The sequence below is a fragment of the Sulfitobacter sp. G21635-S1 genome, from assembly GCF_027213915.1.
In the GTDB taxonomy this organism is placed as follows: domain Bacteria; phylum Pseudomonadota; class Alphaproteobacteria; order Rhodobacterales; family Rhodobacteraceae; genus Sulfitobacter.
Genome location: NZ_JAPWGV010000020.1, coordinates 24554 through 43562, shown reverse-complemented (window position 1 = coordinate 43562; position 19009 = coordinate 24554). Strand labels below are relative to the sequence as shown.

General features: G+C 63.7%; 17 protein-coding genes. 7 read left to right on the top strand and 10 right to left on the bottom strand.

Annotated elements, in window-relative coordinates; all coding sequences use genetic code 11:
• The first annotated feature begins 94 nt into the window (after positions 1-94).
• The 3 genes from O4H53_RS18120 (at position 95) to O4H53_RS18110 (ending at position 2626) form a co-directional block, all read left to right on the top strand.
• Entirely contained in the window at positions 95-955 is an 861-nt protein-coding gene (locus O4H53_RS18120) for a bifunctional helix-turn-helix domain-containing protein/methylated-DNA--[protein]-cysteine S-methyltransferase (protein WP_269366031.1), read from the top strand.
• Positions 956-1184: 229 nt separating this feature from the next.
• Positions 1185-1856: an OmpA family protein gene (locus O4H53_RS18115; protein WP_269366029.1), complete on the top strand. Its 672-nt coding sequence runs from the start codon at positions 1185-1187 to the stop codon at positions 1854-1856.
• 233 nt (positions 1857-2089) lie between these two features.
• Positions 2090-2626 carry an NADPH-dependent FMN reductase gene (locus O4H53_RS18110; protein WP_269366027.1) on the top strand — a complete coding sequence of 179 codons (537 nt, stop codon included), beginning with the start codon at positions 2090-2092 and terminating at the stop codon, positions 2624-2626.
• On the opposite strand, the gene O4H53_RS18105 is transcribed toward O4H53_RS18110, so the two are convergent.
• Positions 2623-3654 carry an NAD(P)/FAD-dependent oxidoreductase gene (locus O4H53_RS18105; RefSeq protein WP_269366025.1) on the bottom strand — a complete coding sequence of 344 codons (1032 nt, stop codon included), beginning with the start codon at positions 3652-3654 and terminating at the stop codon, positions 2623-2625. The two genes, O4H53_RS18110 and O4H53_RS18105, sit on opposite strands and share 4 nt — an antisense overlap.
• Before the next feature lie 57 nt (positions 3655-3711).
• Here O4H53_RS18105 and mnmD point away from each other — a divergent pair, with 57 nt between their 5' ends.
• Positions 3712-4386 (top strand): tRNA (5-methylaminomethyl-2-thiouridine)(34)-methyltransferase MnmD, encoded by a 675-nt coding sequence (mnmD, locus tag O4H53_RS18100; RefSeq protein WP_269366139.1) that lies wholly within the window; start codon positions 3712-3714, stop codon positions 4384-4386.
• Positions 4383-5270 carry a DMT family transporter gene (locus tag O4H53_RS18095; protein ID WP_269366023.1) on the top strand — a complete coding sequence of 296 codons (888 nt, stop codon included), beginning with the start codon at positions 4383-4385 and terminating at the stop codon, positions 5268-5270. The genes mnmD and O4H53_RS18095 overlap by 4 nt, the downstream gene beginning before the upstream one ends.
• Here the strand turns inward: O4H53_RS18095 and O4H53_RS18090 are convergent.
• A complete protein-coding gene (locus O4H53_RS18090) occupies positions 5217-7184 on the bottom strand; it encodes a lytic transglycosylase domain-containing protein (RefSeq protein WP_269366021.1) in 1968 nt (655 codons plus the stop codon). The genes O4H53_RS18095 and O4H53_RS18090 overlap by 54 nt on opposite strands.
• Before the next feature lie 135 nt (positions 7185-7319).
• Here O4H53_RS18090 and dapA point away from each other — a divergent pair, with 135 nt between their 5' ends.
• Complete coding sequence (dapA, locus tag O4H53_RS18085) at positions 7320-8195, top strand: 4-hydroxy-tetrahydrodipicolinate synthase (protein WP_269366019.1); 876 nt, start codon at positions 7320-7322, stop codon at positions 8193-8195.
• 281 nt (positions 8196-8476) lie between these two features.
• Here the strand turns inward: dapA and O4H53_RS18080 are convergent, their stop codons facing one another.
• The 7 genes from O4H53_RS18080 to pdxR form a co-directional block, all read right to left on the bottom strand.
• A complete protein-coding gene (locus O4H53_RS18080; protein WP_269366017.1) occupies positions 8477-9349 on the bottom strand; it encodes a dimethyl sulfoxide reductase anchor subunit family protein in 873 nt (290 codons plus the stop codon).
• Positions 9349-10095, bottom strand: a complete 747-nt coding sequence (locus O4H53_RS18075) for a 4Fe-4S dicluster domain-containing protein (RefSeq protein WP_269366015.1) — start codon at positions 10093-10095, stop codon at positions 9349-9351. Before O4H53_RS18075 ends, O4H53_RS18080 begins: the two co-directional genes overlap by 1 nt.
• Before the next feature lie 79 nt (positions 10096-10174).
• Entirely contained in the window at positions 10175-12988 is a 2814-nt protein-coding gene (locus tag O4H53_RS18070) for a molybdopterin oxidoreductase family protein (RefSeq protein ID WP_269366013.1), read from the bottom strand.
• 22 nt (positions 12989-13010) lie between these two features.
• Positions 13011-13769 carry a sulfite exporter TauE/SafE family protein gene (locus O4H53_RS18065; RefSeq protein ID WP_269366012.1) on the bottom strand — a complete coding sequence of 253 codons (759 nt, stop codon included), beginning with the start codon at positions 13767-13769 and terminating at the stop codon, positions 13011-13013.
• Positions 13762-14862, bottom strand: coding sequence for an acetate/propionate family kinase (locus O4H53_RS18060; RefSeq protein ID WP_269366011.1), 1101 nt, complete (start codon positions 14860-14862; stop codon positions 13762-13764). The genes O4H53_RS18065 and O4H53_RS18060 overlap by 8 nt, the downstream gene beginning before the upstream one ends.
• 3 nt (positions 14863-14865) lie before the next feature.
• The gene (xsc, locus tag O4H53_RS18055) at positions 14866-16644 is read right to left on the bottom strand and encodes a sulfoacetaldehyde acetyltransferase (protein WP_269366010.1); all 1779 of its coding nucleotides are present in this window, start codon (positions 16642-16644) and stop codon (positions 14866-14868) included.
• A 113-nt stretch (positions 16645-16757) separates the two neighbouring features.
• Positions 16758-18221, bottom strand: a complete 1464-nt coding sequence (gene pdxR, locus O4H53_RS18050) for a MocR-like pyridoxine biosynthesis transcription factor PdxR (protein WP_269366009.1) — start codon at positions 18219-18221, stop codon at positions 16758-16760.
• Positions 18222-18479: 258 nt separating this feature from the next.
• On the opposite strand from pdxR, the gene O4H53_RS18045 reads away from it, so the two are divergent.
• On the top strand, positions 18480-18629 hold the full coding sequence (locus O4H53_RS18045) for a hypothetical protein (protein WP_269366008.1): 150 nt from the start codon (positions 18480-18482) through the stop codon (positions 18627-18629).
• A gap of 100 nt (positions 18630-18729) precedes the next feature.
• On the opposite strand, the gene O4H53_RS18040 is transcribed toward O4H53_RS18045, so the two are convergent.
• Positions 18730-18993, bottom strand: coding sequence for a glycine zipper 2TM domain-containing protein (locus O4H53_RS18040; RefSeq protein WP_269366007.1), 264 nt, complete (start codon positions 18991-18993; stop codon positions 18730-18732).
• Positions 18994-19009: the final 16 nt, after the last annotated feature.

Genomic DNA, 19009 nt, shown 5'->3' with positions numbered 1-19009 from the left:
CATATGACGCAGAAACGGGGGTGGGGGCAAGGCATGGCGGCAAAGGCGCATGTTTCGGGTCGCCTGGGCGCTTCGGACTGCCTAGATTGGCTGCATGACAAACCAAGCTTCCTCCCCCGCCGATGACGGCTACCACTTTGGCGTGATGCGCCGCGCGATCGATTTGATTGATGCCTCGGAAACCCCGCTGACGCTTGAGGCGCTGGCGGCCCGGATGGGCATGTCTCCCGCCCATTTCCAGCGGGTGTTCTCCCGCTGGGTCGGCGTGTCGCCCAAAAGGTATCAGCAATACCTGATGCTGGGCCAGGCCAAGCAGATGCTGCGCGACCATGCCACAACCCTGCATGCAGCCCATGAGGTCGGCCTGTCGGGGACCGGGCGTCTGCACGACATGTTCCTGCGCTGGGAGGCAATGAGCCCGGGCGATTTTGCCCGCAAGGGGGCGGGGCTCACCATCTATTGGGGCTGGTTCGACAGCCCTTTCGGCCCGGCGCTGGTCATGGGGACCGACAAGGGGATCTGTGGCCTGGCCCTTGCCGCTGAAGTCGGTGAAGAGGCGGCGATGCAGGATCTGACAGGTCGCTGGCCGCTGGCGGATTTCGTGGAGGACCCGATGTTGCTGCGGCCATGGGTGCTGGCGGCTTTCGGCGCGCAGGATGACAGGCTGGAAAAGGCGCCGCTCTACCTGATCGGTGCGCCTTTCCAGATCAAGGTCTGGGAGGCACTGCTGCGCATCCCCTCGGGGCAGGTCACGACCTATTCCGACATCGCCCAGGCGATTGGCAGCCCTCGCGCTGTCAGGGCCGTCGGCACGGCGGTAGGGCGTAACCCGGTCAGCTGGCTGATCCCCTGCCACAGGGCGCTTCGGAAATCTGGCGCGCTGGGGGGCTATCACTGGGGTATGCCGGTCAAACGTGCGATGCTCGCCTTTGAGGCCGCCCGCGCAGAGGCCTGACAGGGCGCTGTTAACGCGTTTCCGGTTTTCGTTGAAACAAGGCATCGCCGATGTCCCGGGAGCGCCGAAGGCGTGGCAGGGTATTGGCGATACAACATGAACTGGAAACGCTGTAGGCGGGTTGCTGCCGATCGAAAATTCCCCCTGAACGCGGGCCGTTTGCGCACTATATATGCGCTACATCGAGATGCCGCGCCCGAACGCGGCCCCAGAACCAAAGGCAGTAGATATGATTTCTTCCAAACTTTCCCTCGCCGCGCTGATCGCCGGCGCATTGACCCTCAGCGCCTGTACAGAGCCAGGTCAATTGGGTGCAGGTCCCAACGATCCGAACCAGAAAACCAAGAACGGCGCCCTGATCGGGGCCGCCTCCGGTGCGGTTTTGGGCGCGCTCACGGCAGATGACGGCAACCGGGGTGACCGCGCCCTTGCCGGTGCTCTGCTCGGTGGTGCCGTCGGTGCTGGCGTCGGCTATTCACTGGACAAGCAGGAGGCCGAGTTGCGCCGCCAGATGGACAGCCGGGTCGTGATCACCAACACCGGTGACCGGCTGATCGTGACCCTGCCGCAGGACATCACCTTTGCCACCGACAGCACCGCGGTGCAGCCGAGCATTCAGGACGATCTGCGGGCACTGGCCCAGAACGTGCAGGTCTATGCAAATTCCACGCTGCAGATCATCGGCCACACGGACAGCGACGGCGATGCCGCCTACAACCAGACCCTCTCCGAAGGTCGTGCGAATGCGGTGGCCCAGGTGCTTTACGCCAACGGCGTGCCCGTCAGCCGGGTCCAGACCTATGGTCGCGGCGAAAGCCAGCCGATTGCAAGCAACCTGACGCCGCAGGGCAAGCAGCAGAACCGCCGGGTCGAAATCGTGATTCTGCCCAACGCGCGCTGATCCCCGGGCGCCCCGTCACGGGGTGCTTGAATGCTGAATTTTGCACGGAGCCCCTGCATAGCGCGGGGGCTCCTTGTTTTTGTGCCTGCGCCCGACCTGGCGTTTCGGGATATACCTGAATCACTTGTTCGCTGCCGCTCCCTTGGGCCTTACGCGAAAAGTGATGCGGGATGTTTCAAACCTATCCCGAAGCGCTGTAAAAGACAGAGCACTTACTGGGAGCGAAGATTGCCATGACAAAGCCAAAACTCCTGGGGATTTCGGGGTCCCTCCGGACCAATGCCACCAATACGCTTCTGCTGCGCGAGGCCGCGCGGCTGTTTGGTGCGGCAGAATATACCCAGGCCGATATTCGGTTCCCTTTGTTTGACGCCGACGAACAGGCAGCAAAGGGCGTGCCGGAGGCCGTGGTCAAGGTTGCCCGACAGATCGAGGCGGCGGACGCGGTGATCATCTCTACCCCGGAGTACAACAAGGGACCCTCCGGCGTGATCAAGAACGCGTTGGACTGGATCAGCCGGGTCGACTTCAAGCCATGGAACGACAAACCCGTCGCCGTGATGTCGGCGGCTGCCGGTCGCGCAGGCGGGGAACGCGCGCAGATGGTCCTGCGCGGATTCATGGTGCCTTTCCGCCCCCGGATCCTGCAGGGCCCCGAAATTCACCTTGCGGGCAGCGGTGACCAGTTTGACGAGGCGGGCAGGCTCAAGGGCGAGATTTACGTCAGGGAGCTGACCGATCTCATGCAGGCCTTGCACCGCATGATCTAGAGGTTGTCCGCGACCCGAAAACCATCGGGGATGGCATCGACCCCCTCCAGCATGAGATCAGCCATCACCTCAGCCACCTTGGGCGCCATGCCGAACCCGATCTTGAAGCCGCCGTTGGCGATGAAATGGCCCGGCCGGTCGGGCCACGGCCCCAGCATCGGTGCGCGGCTGCGGGCGCGGGGCCGCACCCCGGCCCAACGGGCGATCACGGGTGCATCCGCCAGCACTGGCACCGCCGCGCGGGCCCGCCCGATCACCTCGTCCAATTGCGCATCGGTCCGGTCCGGGTCGTCATAATCCCGTTCCGAGGTGGAGCCGATGGCGACAGTTCCGTCCTGATGCGGGATGATGTGAACCCCGCCCGCGAACAGCTGCGGCGCGCCCTTGGCGTCATGTTGCAGCAGGGCAGCCTGTCCTTTGACGCCTGCGCCGATCACACGGTGATGAGCGGCATTCATAGTTTCAAGCCCGGCCACCCCTGTCGCCCAGAGCGTCGAACCCTCATCGGCCCCTTCGGTGGTGACCGGGACTCCATGGGCGGCAAGGGCGCGCACCAGCGATGCGCAGCCCTTGCGCGGATGAACCAGTGCGCTCAGCGTGTCCCGGATCAAGAGCCCGGTCGGGCTTGCCGGTTCCCATGCGGCACCCGTGGCGGGGATGACCTGCCATGTGGCGTGATCCTGCCACAAGGCCTTCGCTGTTCCTGCGCGGGCCTGCGCAAGCTCCAGCAGATGCGGATCGGGGATGGGCTGCAGGCGGCCGTGCCGCGCATAACCGCTCTCACCGCCACCCGCTGCGTCCACCTCGCGCCAGAAGGTGGAGGCCATCAGCAGGCTCTCCAGTTGAAACGCCTTCTTGGGATTCCAGTTTTCCGGCACATGTGGTGCCAGCGCTCCGACGATGCCACCGCTGCTGCCTGCCGCGGGGCCGTTGGGGTCGATCACTTGCACCTTGGCACCGCGCCGGAGGCAGGCCCATGCAATCGAAAGGCCGAAAATGCCCGCGCCACGGATGGTGATATCATGCATTGCCATTCCCCGCCTGTTGTCGCACATCTGGCGCAACTCTCCCCAGCGGGCAACCCCATGCAGCAGCAGTCCGATCCGATCACCTGGCGCGACGGCAATATCCCCGTCTCCACCCGTTTCGACGACCCGTTCTTCAGCCTGGACGACGGGATCGCCGAGACACGCCATGTGTTTCTGACCGGCAATGACCTGCCTGCGCGGTTCCGCGATGCATTTGCCATCGGCGAATTGGGTTTCGGCACCGGTCTGAACCTGTTGGTCGCTTGGGATGCTTTCGCCACCGCGATGCCGGGGGCAACGCTGCATTTCACCAGCTTCGAAGCCTTCCCCCTGTCGTCCGATGACATGGCCCGCGCGCATCGTGCTTTCCCTTCATTCGACGGCAAGCGCGATGCGCTGGCAGCGGCCTGGACCGGGACCGGCGGATCGTTCGATCTACCGGGTTTGCGGCTGAACGTGATCCTTGGCGATGCGCGTGCCACGCTGCCCGCATGGACCGGACGCGCCGATGCATGGTTCCTTGACGGTTTCGCCCCGGCCAAGAACCCCGAACTTTGGTCGCCGGAGCTGATGGCCGAGGTTGCAGCACATACCGCACCACAGGGGACGGCGGCGACCTATACGGCGGCGGGCGATGTGCGGCGCGGTTTGGCGGCGGCAGGATTTGAGGTGCAGCGGGTACAGGGATTTGGCCGCAAGCGGCACATGACACGGGCAAGGATAGCAGGGTGAGTCAGGGCAACAATACACCGCTGGGCATTGGCCTGATGGTCGCGACGACATTTGTCTTTGCGGTTCAGGATGGCCTGTCGCGGCATCTGGCATCGGAATACAACGTGTTGATGGTGGTCATGATCCGCTACTGGTTCTTCGCAGCCTTCGTGATCGCGATTGCGGGGCGCAAGGCAGGCGGTGTGCGTGCGGCGGCCCGGACCTCGCAGCCGATCGTGCAGGGTATTCGCGGTTTTCTGCTGGCCACCGAGATTTGCGTCATGGTTTTTGCCTTCACCATTCTGGGGCTGGTCGAAAGCCATGCGGTCTTTACCTGCTATCCTTTGCTGGTGGCGGCGCTGTCGGGGCCGATCCTGGGGGAAAGTGTCGGCTGGCGGCGTTGGGCGGCCATTGCGGTCGGGTTTGTCGGCGTGCTGATCATCCTGCAACCGGGGATGAGCGTCTTTGACCCTGCCGCGCTGATCCCCCTGCTGGCGGCTGCCATGTTCGCGGTCTATGGCCTGCTGACCCGATATGTCGCCAAGAAGGATTCAACGGCCACCAGCTTCTTCTGGACCGGGGTCACGGGGGCCATCACCATGACCCTCGCAGGTGTCTGGTTCTGGGAACCGATGGTCGGTTCCGACTGGCTGATCATGGCCTGTCTCTGCGTGACGGGCATTTCCGGCCACTGGCTGCTGATCCGCGTCTACGAGGTGGCCGAAGCCAGCGCGGTGCAGCCCTTTGCCTATTTCCAGCTCGCCTTTGCCGCTGTCATCGGGTTGAGCTTCTTTGGCGAAACCGTGCGGGCAAACGTGGTTCTGGGGGCCGCCATCATCGTGGCGGCGGGGCTATTCACCTTTTGGCGCGAACGCCTGAAGCGTCGACCCGGTCAGCTCCTCTGAGAAGGGCACGGGCAGCGGATCCTTGCCCAGCCTTGCTCGGTAGGTCGGCAGGCTTTCCGTGACACGCATGATGTAGTTCTGGGTTTCGCGGAACGGCACCATTTCGATCCAGTCGACGATGTCGATCTCGCCTTTTCGCGGATCGCCGTAAAGCGCCATCCAGCGCGGCGGTCGCGCCGGCCCCGCATTATAGGCGGCCGACATCATCACCACGTTCCCGTCGAACCGCCCTGCCATCTGGCTGAGATAGGTCGCCCCCAGCCGCGCATTGTAATCCGGGTCGGCGATCAGCCTGTCGGTGGTGTGCAGGCTGCTGATGCCAAGGTCGCGCGCGATGTCGCGGCCCGTTGCAGGCATGATCTGCATCAGGCCCCGCGCGCCCACTGCGCTTTGCACCACCGGGTCGAATTCGCTTTCCCGGCGGGCGATAGACAGGGTCATTTCCGGGGCCATGGGCAGATCCATCTCGATCAGCGAATGCAGCGGGTAATAGGGCGCTGCGATGGTCAGACCCCGCTGCGCGGCGCGCTTGCCGATCATCACCGCCAGATGCGGCTGGCCGATGTCAATCGCCGCCTGCCCCAGCAGATGCAGGTCCTCTTCGACAAGCTGATCGGCAAGATGGGTCCAGAAACGTTCCGCCAGGCTCAATTCTCCCGACGCCTGAAGCAGCAGGCCCGCTTCGAACAGGGGGGCTTTGGCCAGCGCCGAGCTGCGCCAATCCTGTTCCGGTTCAGGCCCCGCAAGGCTGGTGTCGAAGGGCAGGCCGCCACGCTCCGCCGCAAGCAGCCCGTAAAAGGCGGTCTGGAACTTTGCCCCCATGGCATAGGCCTTGGCGGCCCCTTCGCTGTCGCCCATCGCCTCAAGCGCCCGGCCCTGCCAGTAGCCTGCCCGCCCCTGCGAGATTGGTGATTCGACGGCGCTGTCATGGTTGCTGAAGTGTTTCAGGGCGGTTTCCGGATCCTTGAGAAAACGCAGTGCGATATAGCCGGACAGCCATTCCAGATCGGCATAGTCCGACCCCGGCAGCAGGAAATGCCGGGAGGCCATGCGATAGGCGACCTTGGGGTCGCCGGTGCGCATCTCCTCCCGCGCCAGCGCGCGGCGCCGGTTGCCCCATTTGTCGGGTCGGCCCAGGGCTTCGGCGGATGTCGAGCGTTCCAGCATCAGATCCCTGGCGTCATCCACCAGGTTCTTGCGGAGGCGCCATTCGAAACGGTCATGCTGCAACCCGGCGTCGGCCTTTTTGGAGGCGGGCAGGGCGTCGATCATCGCGTTCACGTTGCCTTGCAGCTGTTGCAGGGCGATGCGGGTTTCGGCCAGCGCTATGTCCTCCTTGCCCACAAGGTCGAACATCTGCCGCGCCTCGGCATGTGCGCGGTCCCAGAGCATCGCCTCCAGCCGGGCGGCATGGTGGGGTTTCAGCAGCTCGGCATGGTCTTTCAGGAACAGTGCCTGTGATGTCGCATTCATCGGCATCGTCCGCCATGCCAGAACCAGGTCAGCCTGAGCATCACCCAGGTTTCCCGCCGCGGTCAGGGCCGCCGCATGGGCCAGGACGCCGCGCGGTGTCTGCGGTGCTACATTCTTGAAAAAGGCCAGGATGGCTTCATTGCCCGCGTCGATAACGGCATCTTCGCTCTGCCGGCGCAGATAATCTTCGCCGGGCCAGTCGGACCGGCGCGCCAGGAAATCCCGGACCTCGGCATAGGTGCCGCGGCCCGCGCGCAGGCGGTGCCATTCGATCACATCTGCCGCGACTTCGCCGTCGCGGGCGGCGATCATCGCGGCTGTTTCCCAATTGCCGTTGCGCATGGCGTCCATCGCCCAGCCCAGCGGGCGCGGGCGTTGCTCGGCCTCAGCCGCGAAGGCGACAGTGCAAACCAGCATCAGCGCAGTCAGAAGTCGTGTCATCGCTTGAGTTTCCATGGGTCAGGGGCTAGAGGCTTGCAACATATGGCATGCTGAGGTGAGTTCAAATCACTTGGCTGTGCCTGCCAATGTATTCCAGTCCGGCAACCCGCCGGCCAGCACAAAAGGAGCGTGCAAATGTTCAAAGGCTCACTGCCTGCCCTCGTCACGCCGTTCAGGAACGGCGAGCTGGATTTGGGGACATTGAAGAAACTTGTGGAATGGCACATCGGCGAAGGGTCGAACGGCCTTGTCCCGGTGGGCACCACCGGCGAATCCCCGACCCTGACGCACCGCGAACACGAACAGGTGGTCGAAGAGGTTGTTAAGGCGGCGGCGGGCCGTATCCCGGTGATCGCCGGTGCCGGTTCGAACAACACGCTTGAAAGCATCCGGCTTGCGCGACATGCCGAGGCGGTGGGCGCAGACGCCATTCTGGTGGTCACGCCCTATTACAACAAGCCGACCCAGCGGGGGTTGATTGCACATTTCACGGCGATCCATGATTGCTGCGAACTGCCGATCATCATCTACAATATCCCCCCCCGGTCGGTCATCGACATGACACCGGCGACGATGGGCGAACTGGCCAAGCTGCCGCGCATCGTGGGCGTCAAGGATGCGACCGGCGATCTGGCCCGTGTCAGCGCCCAGCGCATCACCTGTGGCAAGGATTTCATCCAGCTCTCCGGTGAAGATCCCACCGCACATGGTTTCAACGCCCAGGGCGGCGTCGGCTGTATCTCGGTCACGGCCAATGTCGCGCCCCGGCTGCTCAGCCAGATGCAGGCGGCCTGTGCCAAGGGCGATTATGCCACGGCCCTGGAAATTCAGGATCGCCTGATGCCGCTGCACTCTGCCGTGTTCACCGAGCCTGGGCTGGTTGGCGTGAAATACGCCATGTCACGGCTTGATCTGTGCAGCGAAGAAGTGCGCCTGCCGCTGACGAGCCTGTCCGATGAGACCAAGAAACTGGTCGATGCCGGTCTGCGCCATGCAGGGCTGTTGAACTAGGCTCCATCGGCGCAGGGTAGCCCGCGCGACACATCCTCCGAAAGCAGGCGCAGGGTTGGGCAAACCCTCGCCTGACCGGAGTTTCTGACATGGACATTCTGCCCACCGTCGCCACGCGCGCCGGGGACGCTGTGTTGCACCCAGGGCCATGCGGGCACCGCCGGGCTGCATAATCCGGGCTATGTGCTGGATACATCTGTCCTGCCCCTGGGCGCCTCGATCATGGGGCGGGTGGTGGAGCGGCGGCTTCCCCTGAACGGCTGACCCATCCAGGGGCAGGCTCAGCGTTTGCCGTAGTAGAGACCGACCACATGTTCTGCCTCTGCAAAGAACAGCCAGCGCGAGGCCAGCACGCCTGCCACATGCACCAGCACGGCGACCACCGCCAGCAGGTGGCTGAAGGGCAGCAGCAACAACAGCACCGGAAGCACGATCATCAGGCCGAATGAAATCACCCGCAACTTTTGCGCGTGCTTGCGGCCGATCTGAAAGACAAATTCACGCAGCAGATAATTGGTGCCGGTGTGCGGTGGCTCAAAGGCGCGGACCTTGCCGATGCCGCCCAGTTGTGTGGCGCTTGCGATATCGGTCCCCGATTGCTTCAGCGCCTTGTCACCCAGCAGCCATGTGGCGATCTGGACCGCGCCTGCGGCGATCAGCAGGACCACCGCCCAGGTGATCTGACCGGCAAGCAGGGCACCCCCGGCGAGGCTGAGAGACAGGAAATAGAAAGGGGTCAACGGCTGGTGCCAGCGCGGCACCGTCTTGAGCTGGGTATAGATCATGGCCGTGGTGAACACCGTGCCAAGCGACAGCAGCGCCCCCAGAATCCCGAGGGGCTGCCAGGCGGCGTCAAAGAACACCAGCCCCGCGCCATAGATCGCCATCACGATCAGGGCTGCAACGGCGCAGAGGCCTTCACGGCTCAGCCAGCTGGAGCGCCATTGCGTGAAGGCCTTGAGCGCCCGTTCCGGGTGGCCAAGGTGGAAGGTCGAAGAGATCAGACCGCCCACGGCCAGCAGGTATGCGATGGTGAAGAAGGCAAAGGCGGACCAGCCGCTGACCGCGGGGACACCGAAGCCCAGCCAGAACAACAGGCCGAACCCCAGGCCGGAGAAGGTCGAAAATGCGATGACGGAAGGTGCGGGATGCATCAGAGTTTCTCCAGTGCCTTGTCGAGCCAGCCCAGGAAACCGCCGGGCTCCTGCGCCACCGGTTCCAGGAAGGGGGCCAGCACGTCGATTTCCGGCAACCTATCCTTTGGCCGTGGCGGCAGATACTTATTGACGGGTCTGGTGCCCTGTTCTGGCATCAGGTCCACGCCGCCACGTTCTGCGACCAACTGGCTGACATCGCTGTCGGGGTCGCCCAGGTCGCCGAAGTGCCGCGCCCCTGCGGGGCAGGTGCGCACACAGGATGGGATGCGGTCCACCTCCGGCAGGTTTTCGTTGTAGATACGGTCCACGCAGAGGGTGCATTTTTTCATCACCTTCTCTTCCATGTCCATCTCGCGCGCGCCATAGGGGCAGGCCCAGGCACACAGCCCGCAACCGATGCAATCGGACTCATTGACCAGCACGATCCCGTCTTCGACCCGTTTGTAGCTGGCACCCGTCGGGCAGACGGTGACGCAGGGCGCATCCTCGCAATGCAGGCAGGACTTGGGGAAGTGGATCAGCTGCGCATGGCCCTCCTCGGGTTGCACCTCGTAGCTGTGCACCCGGTTCAGGAAGGTGCCGGAGGGGTTGCCGCCATAGGCATCCTGGTCACTGAGCGGCGCGCCGTAGTTTTCCGTGTTCCAGCCCTTGCAGGAGATCACGCAGGCATGACAGCCGACGCAGGTATCGAGGTCGATGACAAGGCCCAGCTTCTTTTCGGTGGAGGGTGGGAGAGTGGTCATCTGATGCGCTCCGTTGTCGGTGTGGCACCGGGGCGCTGCCCCGGACCCCGGGAATATTTAAGGCCAAAAAGAGAGGGGATCATTTGCCAACCTTCCATGCCAGGTTTTCCGGGCCCTGGGGAACCGGTGACTTGAGTGGCGGGTATTCGGGCCGTGCTTCCCTGGGCGCTTCGGCCTTTTCGATGCGCACTTTCAGGTCGAACCAGGCCGCCTGACCCGTGATCGGATCGGAGTTGGCCCAACGCATCCCGTCCGCCTTGGGCGGCAGCAATTCATGGATCAGATGGTTCAGCAGGAAGCCTTTGGTCGCCTCCGGTGCAGCCTTGTCCAGCGCCCAGGCTCCCTTGCGCTTGCCGATGGCGTTCCAGGTCCAGACGGTATTCTCGTTCAGCGCAGCCATCTCCATCACCGGCACGGTGATTTCACCATGTGGCGAGCTGACCCGCGCCCAGTCGCCATCGGACAGGTCATGCTGGCGCATCAGCTTGGTCGGCAGATACAGCGGGTTGTGGCCGTGCAGCTGACGCAGCCAGGCGTTCTGACTGCCCCAGGAGTGATACATTGCCATCGGCCGCTGGGTGAGGGCATTGATGGTGAAACCCTCGTTGCCCTGCTGGTCGGTCTCGTACCAGATCGGCAGGGGTGACATCGTCGCCTTGATCCGCTCGCGCAGATGTTCAGGCGGCTGGCGGTCGCCATGGCCCTCGGCTGCAAGCTGGAACTTGCGCATCGGTTCCACGTAGAGCGAGAACAGATAGGGTTGCGGGCTGTCGTAGAGGCCCAGTTTGACCGCCCAGTCCTGATAGGCCCTGTTCCAGGGTTTGTAGTAATTTGCACCATCGGGGATGTGTTCGGCAAAAAAGCCGCCGTTCCTGATGTAGCTGTCAAGCTGCCCTTCGTTCGGTCCGCCGCGCCCGTGTTGCAGGCCGTTTGCCCCCATCCGCCAGCCCGCCAGCGGGCCGATGCCGGGGCGGCGTTCGTGGTTGGTGATGTAATCCGCATAATCGGCGTATTTCTGGCTGCCATCTTCGTTCACGAAGCCGGGCAGGCCCAGCTTCGCCCCCAGATCGCAAAGCGCGGACTGGAAGCCCTTCACATTGCGGTCCGGCTCCACCACCGGCCAGCGGATCGCGTCGGCGGCGGCGTCCGCCTCGCAGATCGGGCGATCCAGCAGGGAAATGCAGTCATGCCGTTCCAGATAGGTGGTGTCGGGCAGGATCAGGTCGGCATAGGCCACCATCTCCGAACTATAGGCATCCGAGTAGATGATATGCGGGATGACGTAATTGTCGTTCTCGTCCTTGTCGGTCAGCATCTGCATCACGCCGCCGGTGTTCATCGAGGAGTTCCACGACATGTTCGCCATATACATGAACAGCGTGTCGATCTTGTAGGGATCGCCCGCATGGGCGTTCGAGATCACCATATGCATCAGCCCGTGAGAGGACATGGGGTTTTCCCAGGTGAACGCCTTGTCGATGCGGGCGGGTGTGCCGTCTTCCTTCAGCGCCAGATCGTCGGGGCCATGGACAAAGCCGAGGTGCGGGCCGTTCAGCGGCCCCCCCGGCGTCATGCCGACATGGGGCTTGGGATGTGCGGTCGCGGGCTTGGGGTAGGGCGGTTTGAAACGGAAACCGCCAGGCACCTCGACCGTGCCGAGGATGATCTGCAGCACATGCAGCGCGCGGCAGGTCTGGAAGCCGTTGGCATGGGCCGAGATCCCGCGCATCGCATGGAAACTGACCGGGCGGCCGATCATCGTGTCATGGGTCTCGCCCCGGAAGTCGGTCCATTTGTGGTCCAGCTCGAACGCCTCTTCAAAGGCGACGCGGGCAAGTTCCGATGCGATGGCGCGGATGCGGTTTGCAGGCAGGCCGCAACGCTCTGCGACGGCCTCGGGGGCGTAGTCCTCGCTCAGGTACATTTCGGCCATCTTGTGGAACACGGGCCGGTGGGTCACGCCCTTTGCACGGTAGGTGGCGGACAGGTCCGGCTTCACACCGGGCTGGTCATAGGGTGTCAGCTTCTTGGTCACACGGTCCATGACCAGTTGCTTGCCATCCTCATCGCGCAGGTAGAGCCCGAACTCCGGCGACTTTTCATCACCGTTCACCAGAACCGGGGCATCGGTGTATTGCGCGAGGTAATGCAGGTCGATCTTGCCCGCCTTCATCAGGCAATGGATCATCGACAGGATGAACAGCCCGTCGGTGCCCGGGGTGATCCCGACCCAATCGTCTGCCACGGCGTTATAGCCGGTCCGGATGGGATTGACCCCGATGACCCGCGCACCGCGCCCCTTGATCTTGCCGATCCCCATCTTGATCGGGTTGCTGTCGTGGTCCTCCGCCACGCCGAACAGCATGAACAGCTTGGTATGGTCCCAGTCGGGCTGGCCGAATTCCCAGAAGGCGCCGCCCATGGTGTATATGCCCGCGGCGGCCATGTTGACCGAACAGAACCCACCGTGTGCCGCATAATTCGGTGTGCCAAAGGCCTGTGCCCAGAGGCTGGTGAAGCTCTGCGATTGGTCGCGGCCGGTGAAGAAGGCCAGTTTCTCGGGATTTGACTCGCGGATGGGCCCCAGCCAATCGGCGGCGATCTGATAGGCCTCCTCCCAGCTTATTTCCTCGAACTCGCCCGATCCTCTGGGCCCGACACGTTTCAGCGGCGCACGCAGGCGCGAGGGGGCATTGTGCTGCATGATCCCTGCCGACCCCTTGGCGCAAAGCACACCCTTGTTCACGGGATGGTCGCGGTTGCCCTCGATATAGGCGACCTTGCCCTCCTTGAGGTGAACATTGATCCCGCAGCGGCAGGCGCACATGTAGCAGGTCGTCTTGCGCACCTCATCTGACACTTTCGGGCTCAGGTTCAGCTTGGGCTGGTTCATCACTCGGGTCCTTTTTTGGGAGTCAGATAAGGCTGCGGATCAGCGAGAGCATCGCCAAGCCGATCAGAAGGCTGAGACATAAGGGTTTGTAGTAGGGTTCCCACCTCGGATTAAAGAGCCTGGTACCGAGCCAGACGCCAAGCAATGTCACCGGCAATAGGAACATGGCAGCCTGTGCTGACGCAAGGGTCATCACGCCAAAAGCCAGAAGGTATATCAACGATCCAAGTGAGCCGACAAAGAGGTAAAGCACCAGGGTGCCGCGCATGGTCCGCGCCGTATCGTTCTGGCTGAGCACATAGAGCGCGACCACCATCCCGCCCACATGTGCCACGCCAGAGACGATACCGGCCAGCACCCCGGCAACGAGCGTGCCGCCACGGGTGGCGAGGGCGGGGATGTTGACCTTGAGCATCTGCAGGGCGGCCAGCACAAGGATCATGCCCAATGCGATGCGGCCAGACGCGGTGGCGGGCAGGCTTACGGTCAGCCAGAGGCCCAGGGGCCAGCCGATCCAGTTGCCTGCAACCAGCAGACCCGCGCGGGTTCGGTTCGCGGACTGCCAGCCGCCGCGTGCCATCAGCAGGCTGGCCGCCATTTCCTGAAACCACAGGATCGGGATCAACAGGATCGGCGCGATGAAACTGGCCGCAGCCGCCATCACCAGCGCCGACAGGGCAAAGCCCGCAAACCCCCGCACGAGACCGGCGGCGAAGGTGATGCCAAGCAGCAGCGCCACCTCGACCGGGGTGAGAGGCAGGGGGAACCAGGGATCAGGCATCGGCGGTGTCGATGCCGGTCAGCTGCGCGGCCTGCATGGCGATATGCGCCTCTTCGGCGGCGGGGACAACATGGACAGGCAGGTCCCCGGCCCAGCGCAGCAGGTCGGTGATGCGGGTGCGGATGTCCGCGTCGTTCTCGCCGATGCCGCCGGTAAAGGCGATGGCGTCGCAGCCGCCCATGGCCGCGAACATCGACCCGGCCTGACGTGCGGCCCAATAGGCAAAGTGATCGCGGGCGAAGGCGGCCCGAGGCGTGTCACCGGCAGCCAGTTCACGCATGTCGCCGCTGAAGCCCGACAGCCCCAGCAACCCGCTCTGCGCGCTGAGGATCTGATCGGCCTGCGGCAGCCCGACGCGGGAGACCAGTTCCAGCACCGCGCCGGGGTCGATCACGCCGACGCGGGTGCCCATGGTGAGCCCGCCCAGGGGCGAATAACCCATGGTGGTGGCCACAGACTTGCCCTCGCGGATCGCGCAGAGCGAGGCACCGTTGCCCAGATGTAATGCCAACAACCGCGCGGGCAGCGGCGCGCCCGTCATCTCCGGCAGGGCACGGGTAAGCGCGGCATAGCTGTTGCCATGAAACCCGTAGCGCCGCAGCCCGCGCGTGGCGGGCAGATCGGGCAGAGCGTATCGCCGGGCGACCTCGGGCACAGTGGCGTGAAAGGCGGTGTCGAAGCTGGCCACCTGCGGCAGCGACGGGGCGGTCTGCGCGATCCAGTCGATGGCGGCCAGGTGATGCGGGTTATGCAGCGGCGCCAGCGGGATGCAGGCCTCAATGCCCGCGCGGACCTTGTCGGTGATGTGCGCCGGGGCGGTGAATTCATCCCCGCCATGCACCACGCGATGCGCCACCAGCGCGAGCCGGTCCAGCGCTGCACCTTCCGCCGCCAGCGCATCCGCCACCGCGCGCAGCGCGGCGGCATTGTCCGGCAGGGACAGGGCGCGCGGTGCGGCACCGCTGACTTTCAATTCTCCCCGGGCACCGATCCCCGTTGCCTCGACCCGCAGCATCTCGCGGAAACGCGCGCCGAAAAGCGCGCATTTGATCGACGAGGATCCCGCATTGAGGACGAGTATCGGCCCCGGCACAGATCAGACCGACTGCGGCCGCATGTCGGACTTCGAGATGCCCGCAACACTGACCGGCTTTTTCATCGCGTCGCGGCGGAAGGGTTCTCCCAGCTCCTGGTTGATCATGGCTTCGATCAGCGTGGTCTTTCCGTGGTTCATCTGGTCGTCGATCGCCTGTTTCAGGGCCGCCGTCAGTTCATCCATCGTGCGCGCCACAACACCCTGCAGACCGCAGGCCTGGGCGATGCCCGCATAGGACACCTTGGTGTCCAGCTCGGTGCCGACGAAGTTGTCGTCGAACCACAGGGTCGAGTTCCGCTTTTCCGCACCCCATTGGTAGTTGCGGAAGACGATCTGCGTCACCGCCGGCCATTCGCCACGTCCGATTGCCGTCAACTCATTGACCGCGATGCCAAAAGCACCGTCACCCGCAAAACCCACGACGGGCACATCAGGCTGGCCGATCTTGGCACCCACGATGGCGGGCAGGCCATAGCCGCAGGGGCCAAAGAGACCGGGTGCGAGGTATTTCCGGCCCGCGTCGAAATCGGGATAGGCATTGCCAATGGCGCAATTGTTGCCGATGTCCGAGCTGATGATCGCCTCGCGCGGCAGCGCAGACTGGATCGCACGCCATGCCATGCGGGGCGACATCCAGTCCGGCTTGTCCTTGCGGGCGCGTTCGTTCCATGTGGTGCCGGGATCGTCCTCTTCGTGGTCCATCGAGGACAATTGCTGCGCCCAGGTGGATTTCGCCTTGGCGATCTTTGCCTTGCGGTCTGCGCGGCCGGCGTCGCCCGCATCGTCGGACAGCTGGTTCAGGATGCCCCTGGCCACCTTGGCCGCGTCCCCCACGATGCCCACCGTGACCTTCTTGGTCAGGCCGATCCGGTCGGCGTTGATGTCCACCTGGATGATCCTGGCGTCCTTGGGCCAGTATTCCATGCCATAGCCCGGCAGGGTCGAGAAGGGGTTGAGCCGGGTGCCGAGGCAGAGAACCACATCGGCATCCTTGATCAGCTCCATGCCCGCTTTGGACCCGTTGTAGCCCAGCGGGCCTGCAAACAGCGGGTGCGAGCCGGGGAAGGCGTCATTGTGCTGGTAGCCGACACAGACCGGGGCATCCAGCCGCTCGGCCAGCGCCTTGGCCGCGTCAATGCCGCCTTCGGAGAGGACCACGCCGGCGCCATTGAGGATCACAGGATTCCGGGCCCCGCTCAGCAGTTTGGCCGCCGCGGTGACGGAGCCTTCGCCGCCCGGGGAATGTTCGAATTCCATCGGTTCGGGGATCTCGATGTCCACCACCTGGGTCCAGAAATCGCGCGGTATGTTCAGCTGTGCGGGACCGGACAGGCGCTTGGCCTTGGCGATGACGCGGGTCAGCACCTCGGCCACGCGGGTCGGGTCGCGGACCTCTTCCTGATAGGCGACCATATCCTCGAACAGTTTCATCTGTTCGACTTCCTGGAAGCCACCCTGGCCGATGGTCTTGTTCGCGGCCTGTGGCGTGACCAGCAACAGCGGCGTGTGGTTCCAGTAGGCAGTTTTTACGGCGGTCACGAAATTGGTGATGCCGGGCCCGTTCTGCGCGATCATCATCGACATCTTGCCGGTCGCCCGGGTGAAGCCATCGGCCATCATCCCGGCCGACCCTTCATGGGCGCAGTCCCAGAACATGATACCCGCCTGCGGAAACAGGTCAGAGATTGGCATCATCGCTGACCCGATAATGCCAAAGGCATTGTCGATGCCGTGACGTTGGAGGACTTTTACGAATGCTTCTTCGGTCGTCATTTTCATCGCAGATGATCCTTAATATTTCGTGAGTCGCGCGATTCCCGGGCGTTTGGCCCACCCTAGGCGGCTATATCCCCTACTGTTAGGGCCAAAAAGAACAGGCGCCTAAGGCCACTTCAGGAAAACTCCCGGATTGCCTGTGCAACCAGGGCCAGGCCCTCCGGGATGCGGGCGGCGGGGATCGAGGAATAGGCCAGACGGTAGTAGTTCGATGGTTGATGCGCGCCGGTAAAGAAGGGGCGGCCCGGTTCGATCAGCACGTTCTGCTGGTGCAGCCTGCGGGCCATCACGTCGGTATCGACCCCGTCGGGCGCGCGCATCCAAAAGGAGGAACCGCCGTAATAGCCGCGCCCGGAGATGCGCAGGTCGTGCTCTGACAGGGCCTTTTCCATGACCGCGCGCCGGTCCTGCAGGGCGCTGCCCATGCGCCGGATCAGGGCATCGTAATGGCCCAGTGACAGGAAATAGGCGGCGGTGCGCTGGATATGTCCCGGCGGGTGCCGCAGGACGGAGGCGCGCAGCGCGCGGGCTTCCTTGATGAAAGGCTCGGACCCCACGAGATAGCCAAGACGCAGCCCCGGAAACAGCGACTTGGAAAAACTGCCGACATAGATCACCCGGCCATCGCTATCGAGAGATTTAAGCGCCGGCGAGGGTGGTTTGAGAAAGGACATCTCGAACTCGTAGTCGTCCTCGACAATCAGGGCATTCATCTCTCCGGCGCGGGCCAGCAGGGCATGGCGGCGCTCCATCGGCATGGTGGCATTGGTCGGGCATTGATGGCTGGGAGTGGTAAAGATGACATCCGTGTCGGGGGGGATCGCATCGGGCGGGATGCCATCGGCATCGACACGGACGGGTGTCATATGGCAGCGCGATTGGGTCAGGATGTCGCGCAGCGCGGGATAGCAGGGATCTTCGACGGCGGCGCGTCTGCGTTGGGTCAGCAGCACCTGGGTGGTCAGCCAGAGGGCGTTCTGCGCACCCAGGGTGATCAGGATCTGTTCGGGCCGGGCGTTGATGCCCCTGCGCGGCAGGGTGTGTCTTGCGATGAATTCGATCAACTGCGGGTCGTCGCGGTCAAAGTAATCGGTGGTCAGGGCCGAAAAGTCGCGCTGGCCCAGGGCCTGCAGGGCGCAAAGCCGCCAGTTGGCATGGTCAAACAGGGTCGGGTCGGCCTGACCATAAATGAAAGGATAGCGGAACTTTGCCCAATCCTGCGGTTTCGACACGGTGGCGCCGCCGCTGAACTTCTGGCCGATGGCGCGCGACCAGTCGACCGCATCTTTCCGTTCCGCCGCCGGGGCAAAGCTGGGCGGGGTGGGGGCGTTGCCCGACACGAAGTAGCCGGACCGGCCCTTGGAGGTCAGGTAGTCGTTTGCCAGCAGTTCGGTGTAGGCGATGGTGACGGTGATCCGGCTGACGCCGAGATGTGCGGCCAGCCTGCGGGTGGAGGGCAGCTTTTCGCCGGGCCGGAACCGGCCCGACAGGATGCCCTGCGCGATCATTTGCTGGATCTGCTGCTGCAGTGTTCCCTGTGTGCCGGGGCGCAGAAAGAAGGTTTCGACGGGAAGGGCCATGACGTTACCTTAGATTGGACCTAACGGGCAATCAATCTGGAGATATCGGTATGCGAAATGGAATTGCCTTGCAGGGGGAGTCTATCTGGTCGTTCAGCGCGTGTAAATCAATAAATGAGACTTTTGGTTTCGTTCATTTCCATTGATCGAAGGGAATTGGCCGACACAAGCCGTACACGGGCGATGCACCGCAGGGTGCATCCTCTGTTTGTTCAGCTAAGCGCGCCATCCTTGCCGCCACCATAATCCGGCGAATGGATGCGCATACCGAAATGGGTCCAGAGCCTGAAGCGGCTGCAGAACGGCATGGAGGACGCATGGCTGCGGGGAAGCCTGACCGAAAAGTGGATCGGGCTGGATCGACGGGCACCTGTCCCGCGACCGACAGCGCGGATCAGCGTGCCATGATCTCGGCCCACCAGCACGCATCGGAGTCAATAAGGGCCGAAATGAAGAAGGGCCCCGCCTTGCGGCGAAGCCCAACCAATCCTTGGAGGGATGTTCAGTCTTACGGGCAGGCCGCCGAATAGCGCGAGCCATCGGGACGCTGGTAAACACAGGTGCCCGTCTGGGTCTTGCCGATGTAGTTCCCGGCAGCGGCACCAACGGCACCGCCGATCAGCGCGCCAGCCACACGGTCGTCACCGCCGGAAACGGCAGCGCCTGTCGCGGCACCAAGAGCGGCACCGGTCAGGGCGCCCTGATTTGGACCGCCCGGTTCACAGGCTGCAAGTGCGGCAATCATGGGGATGGCGATAAGAAGCTTTTTCATTTTGGTCTCCCGAATT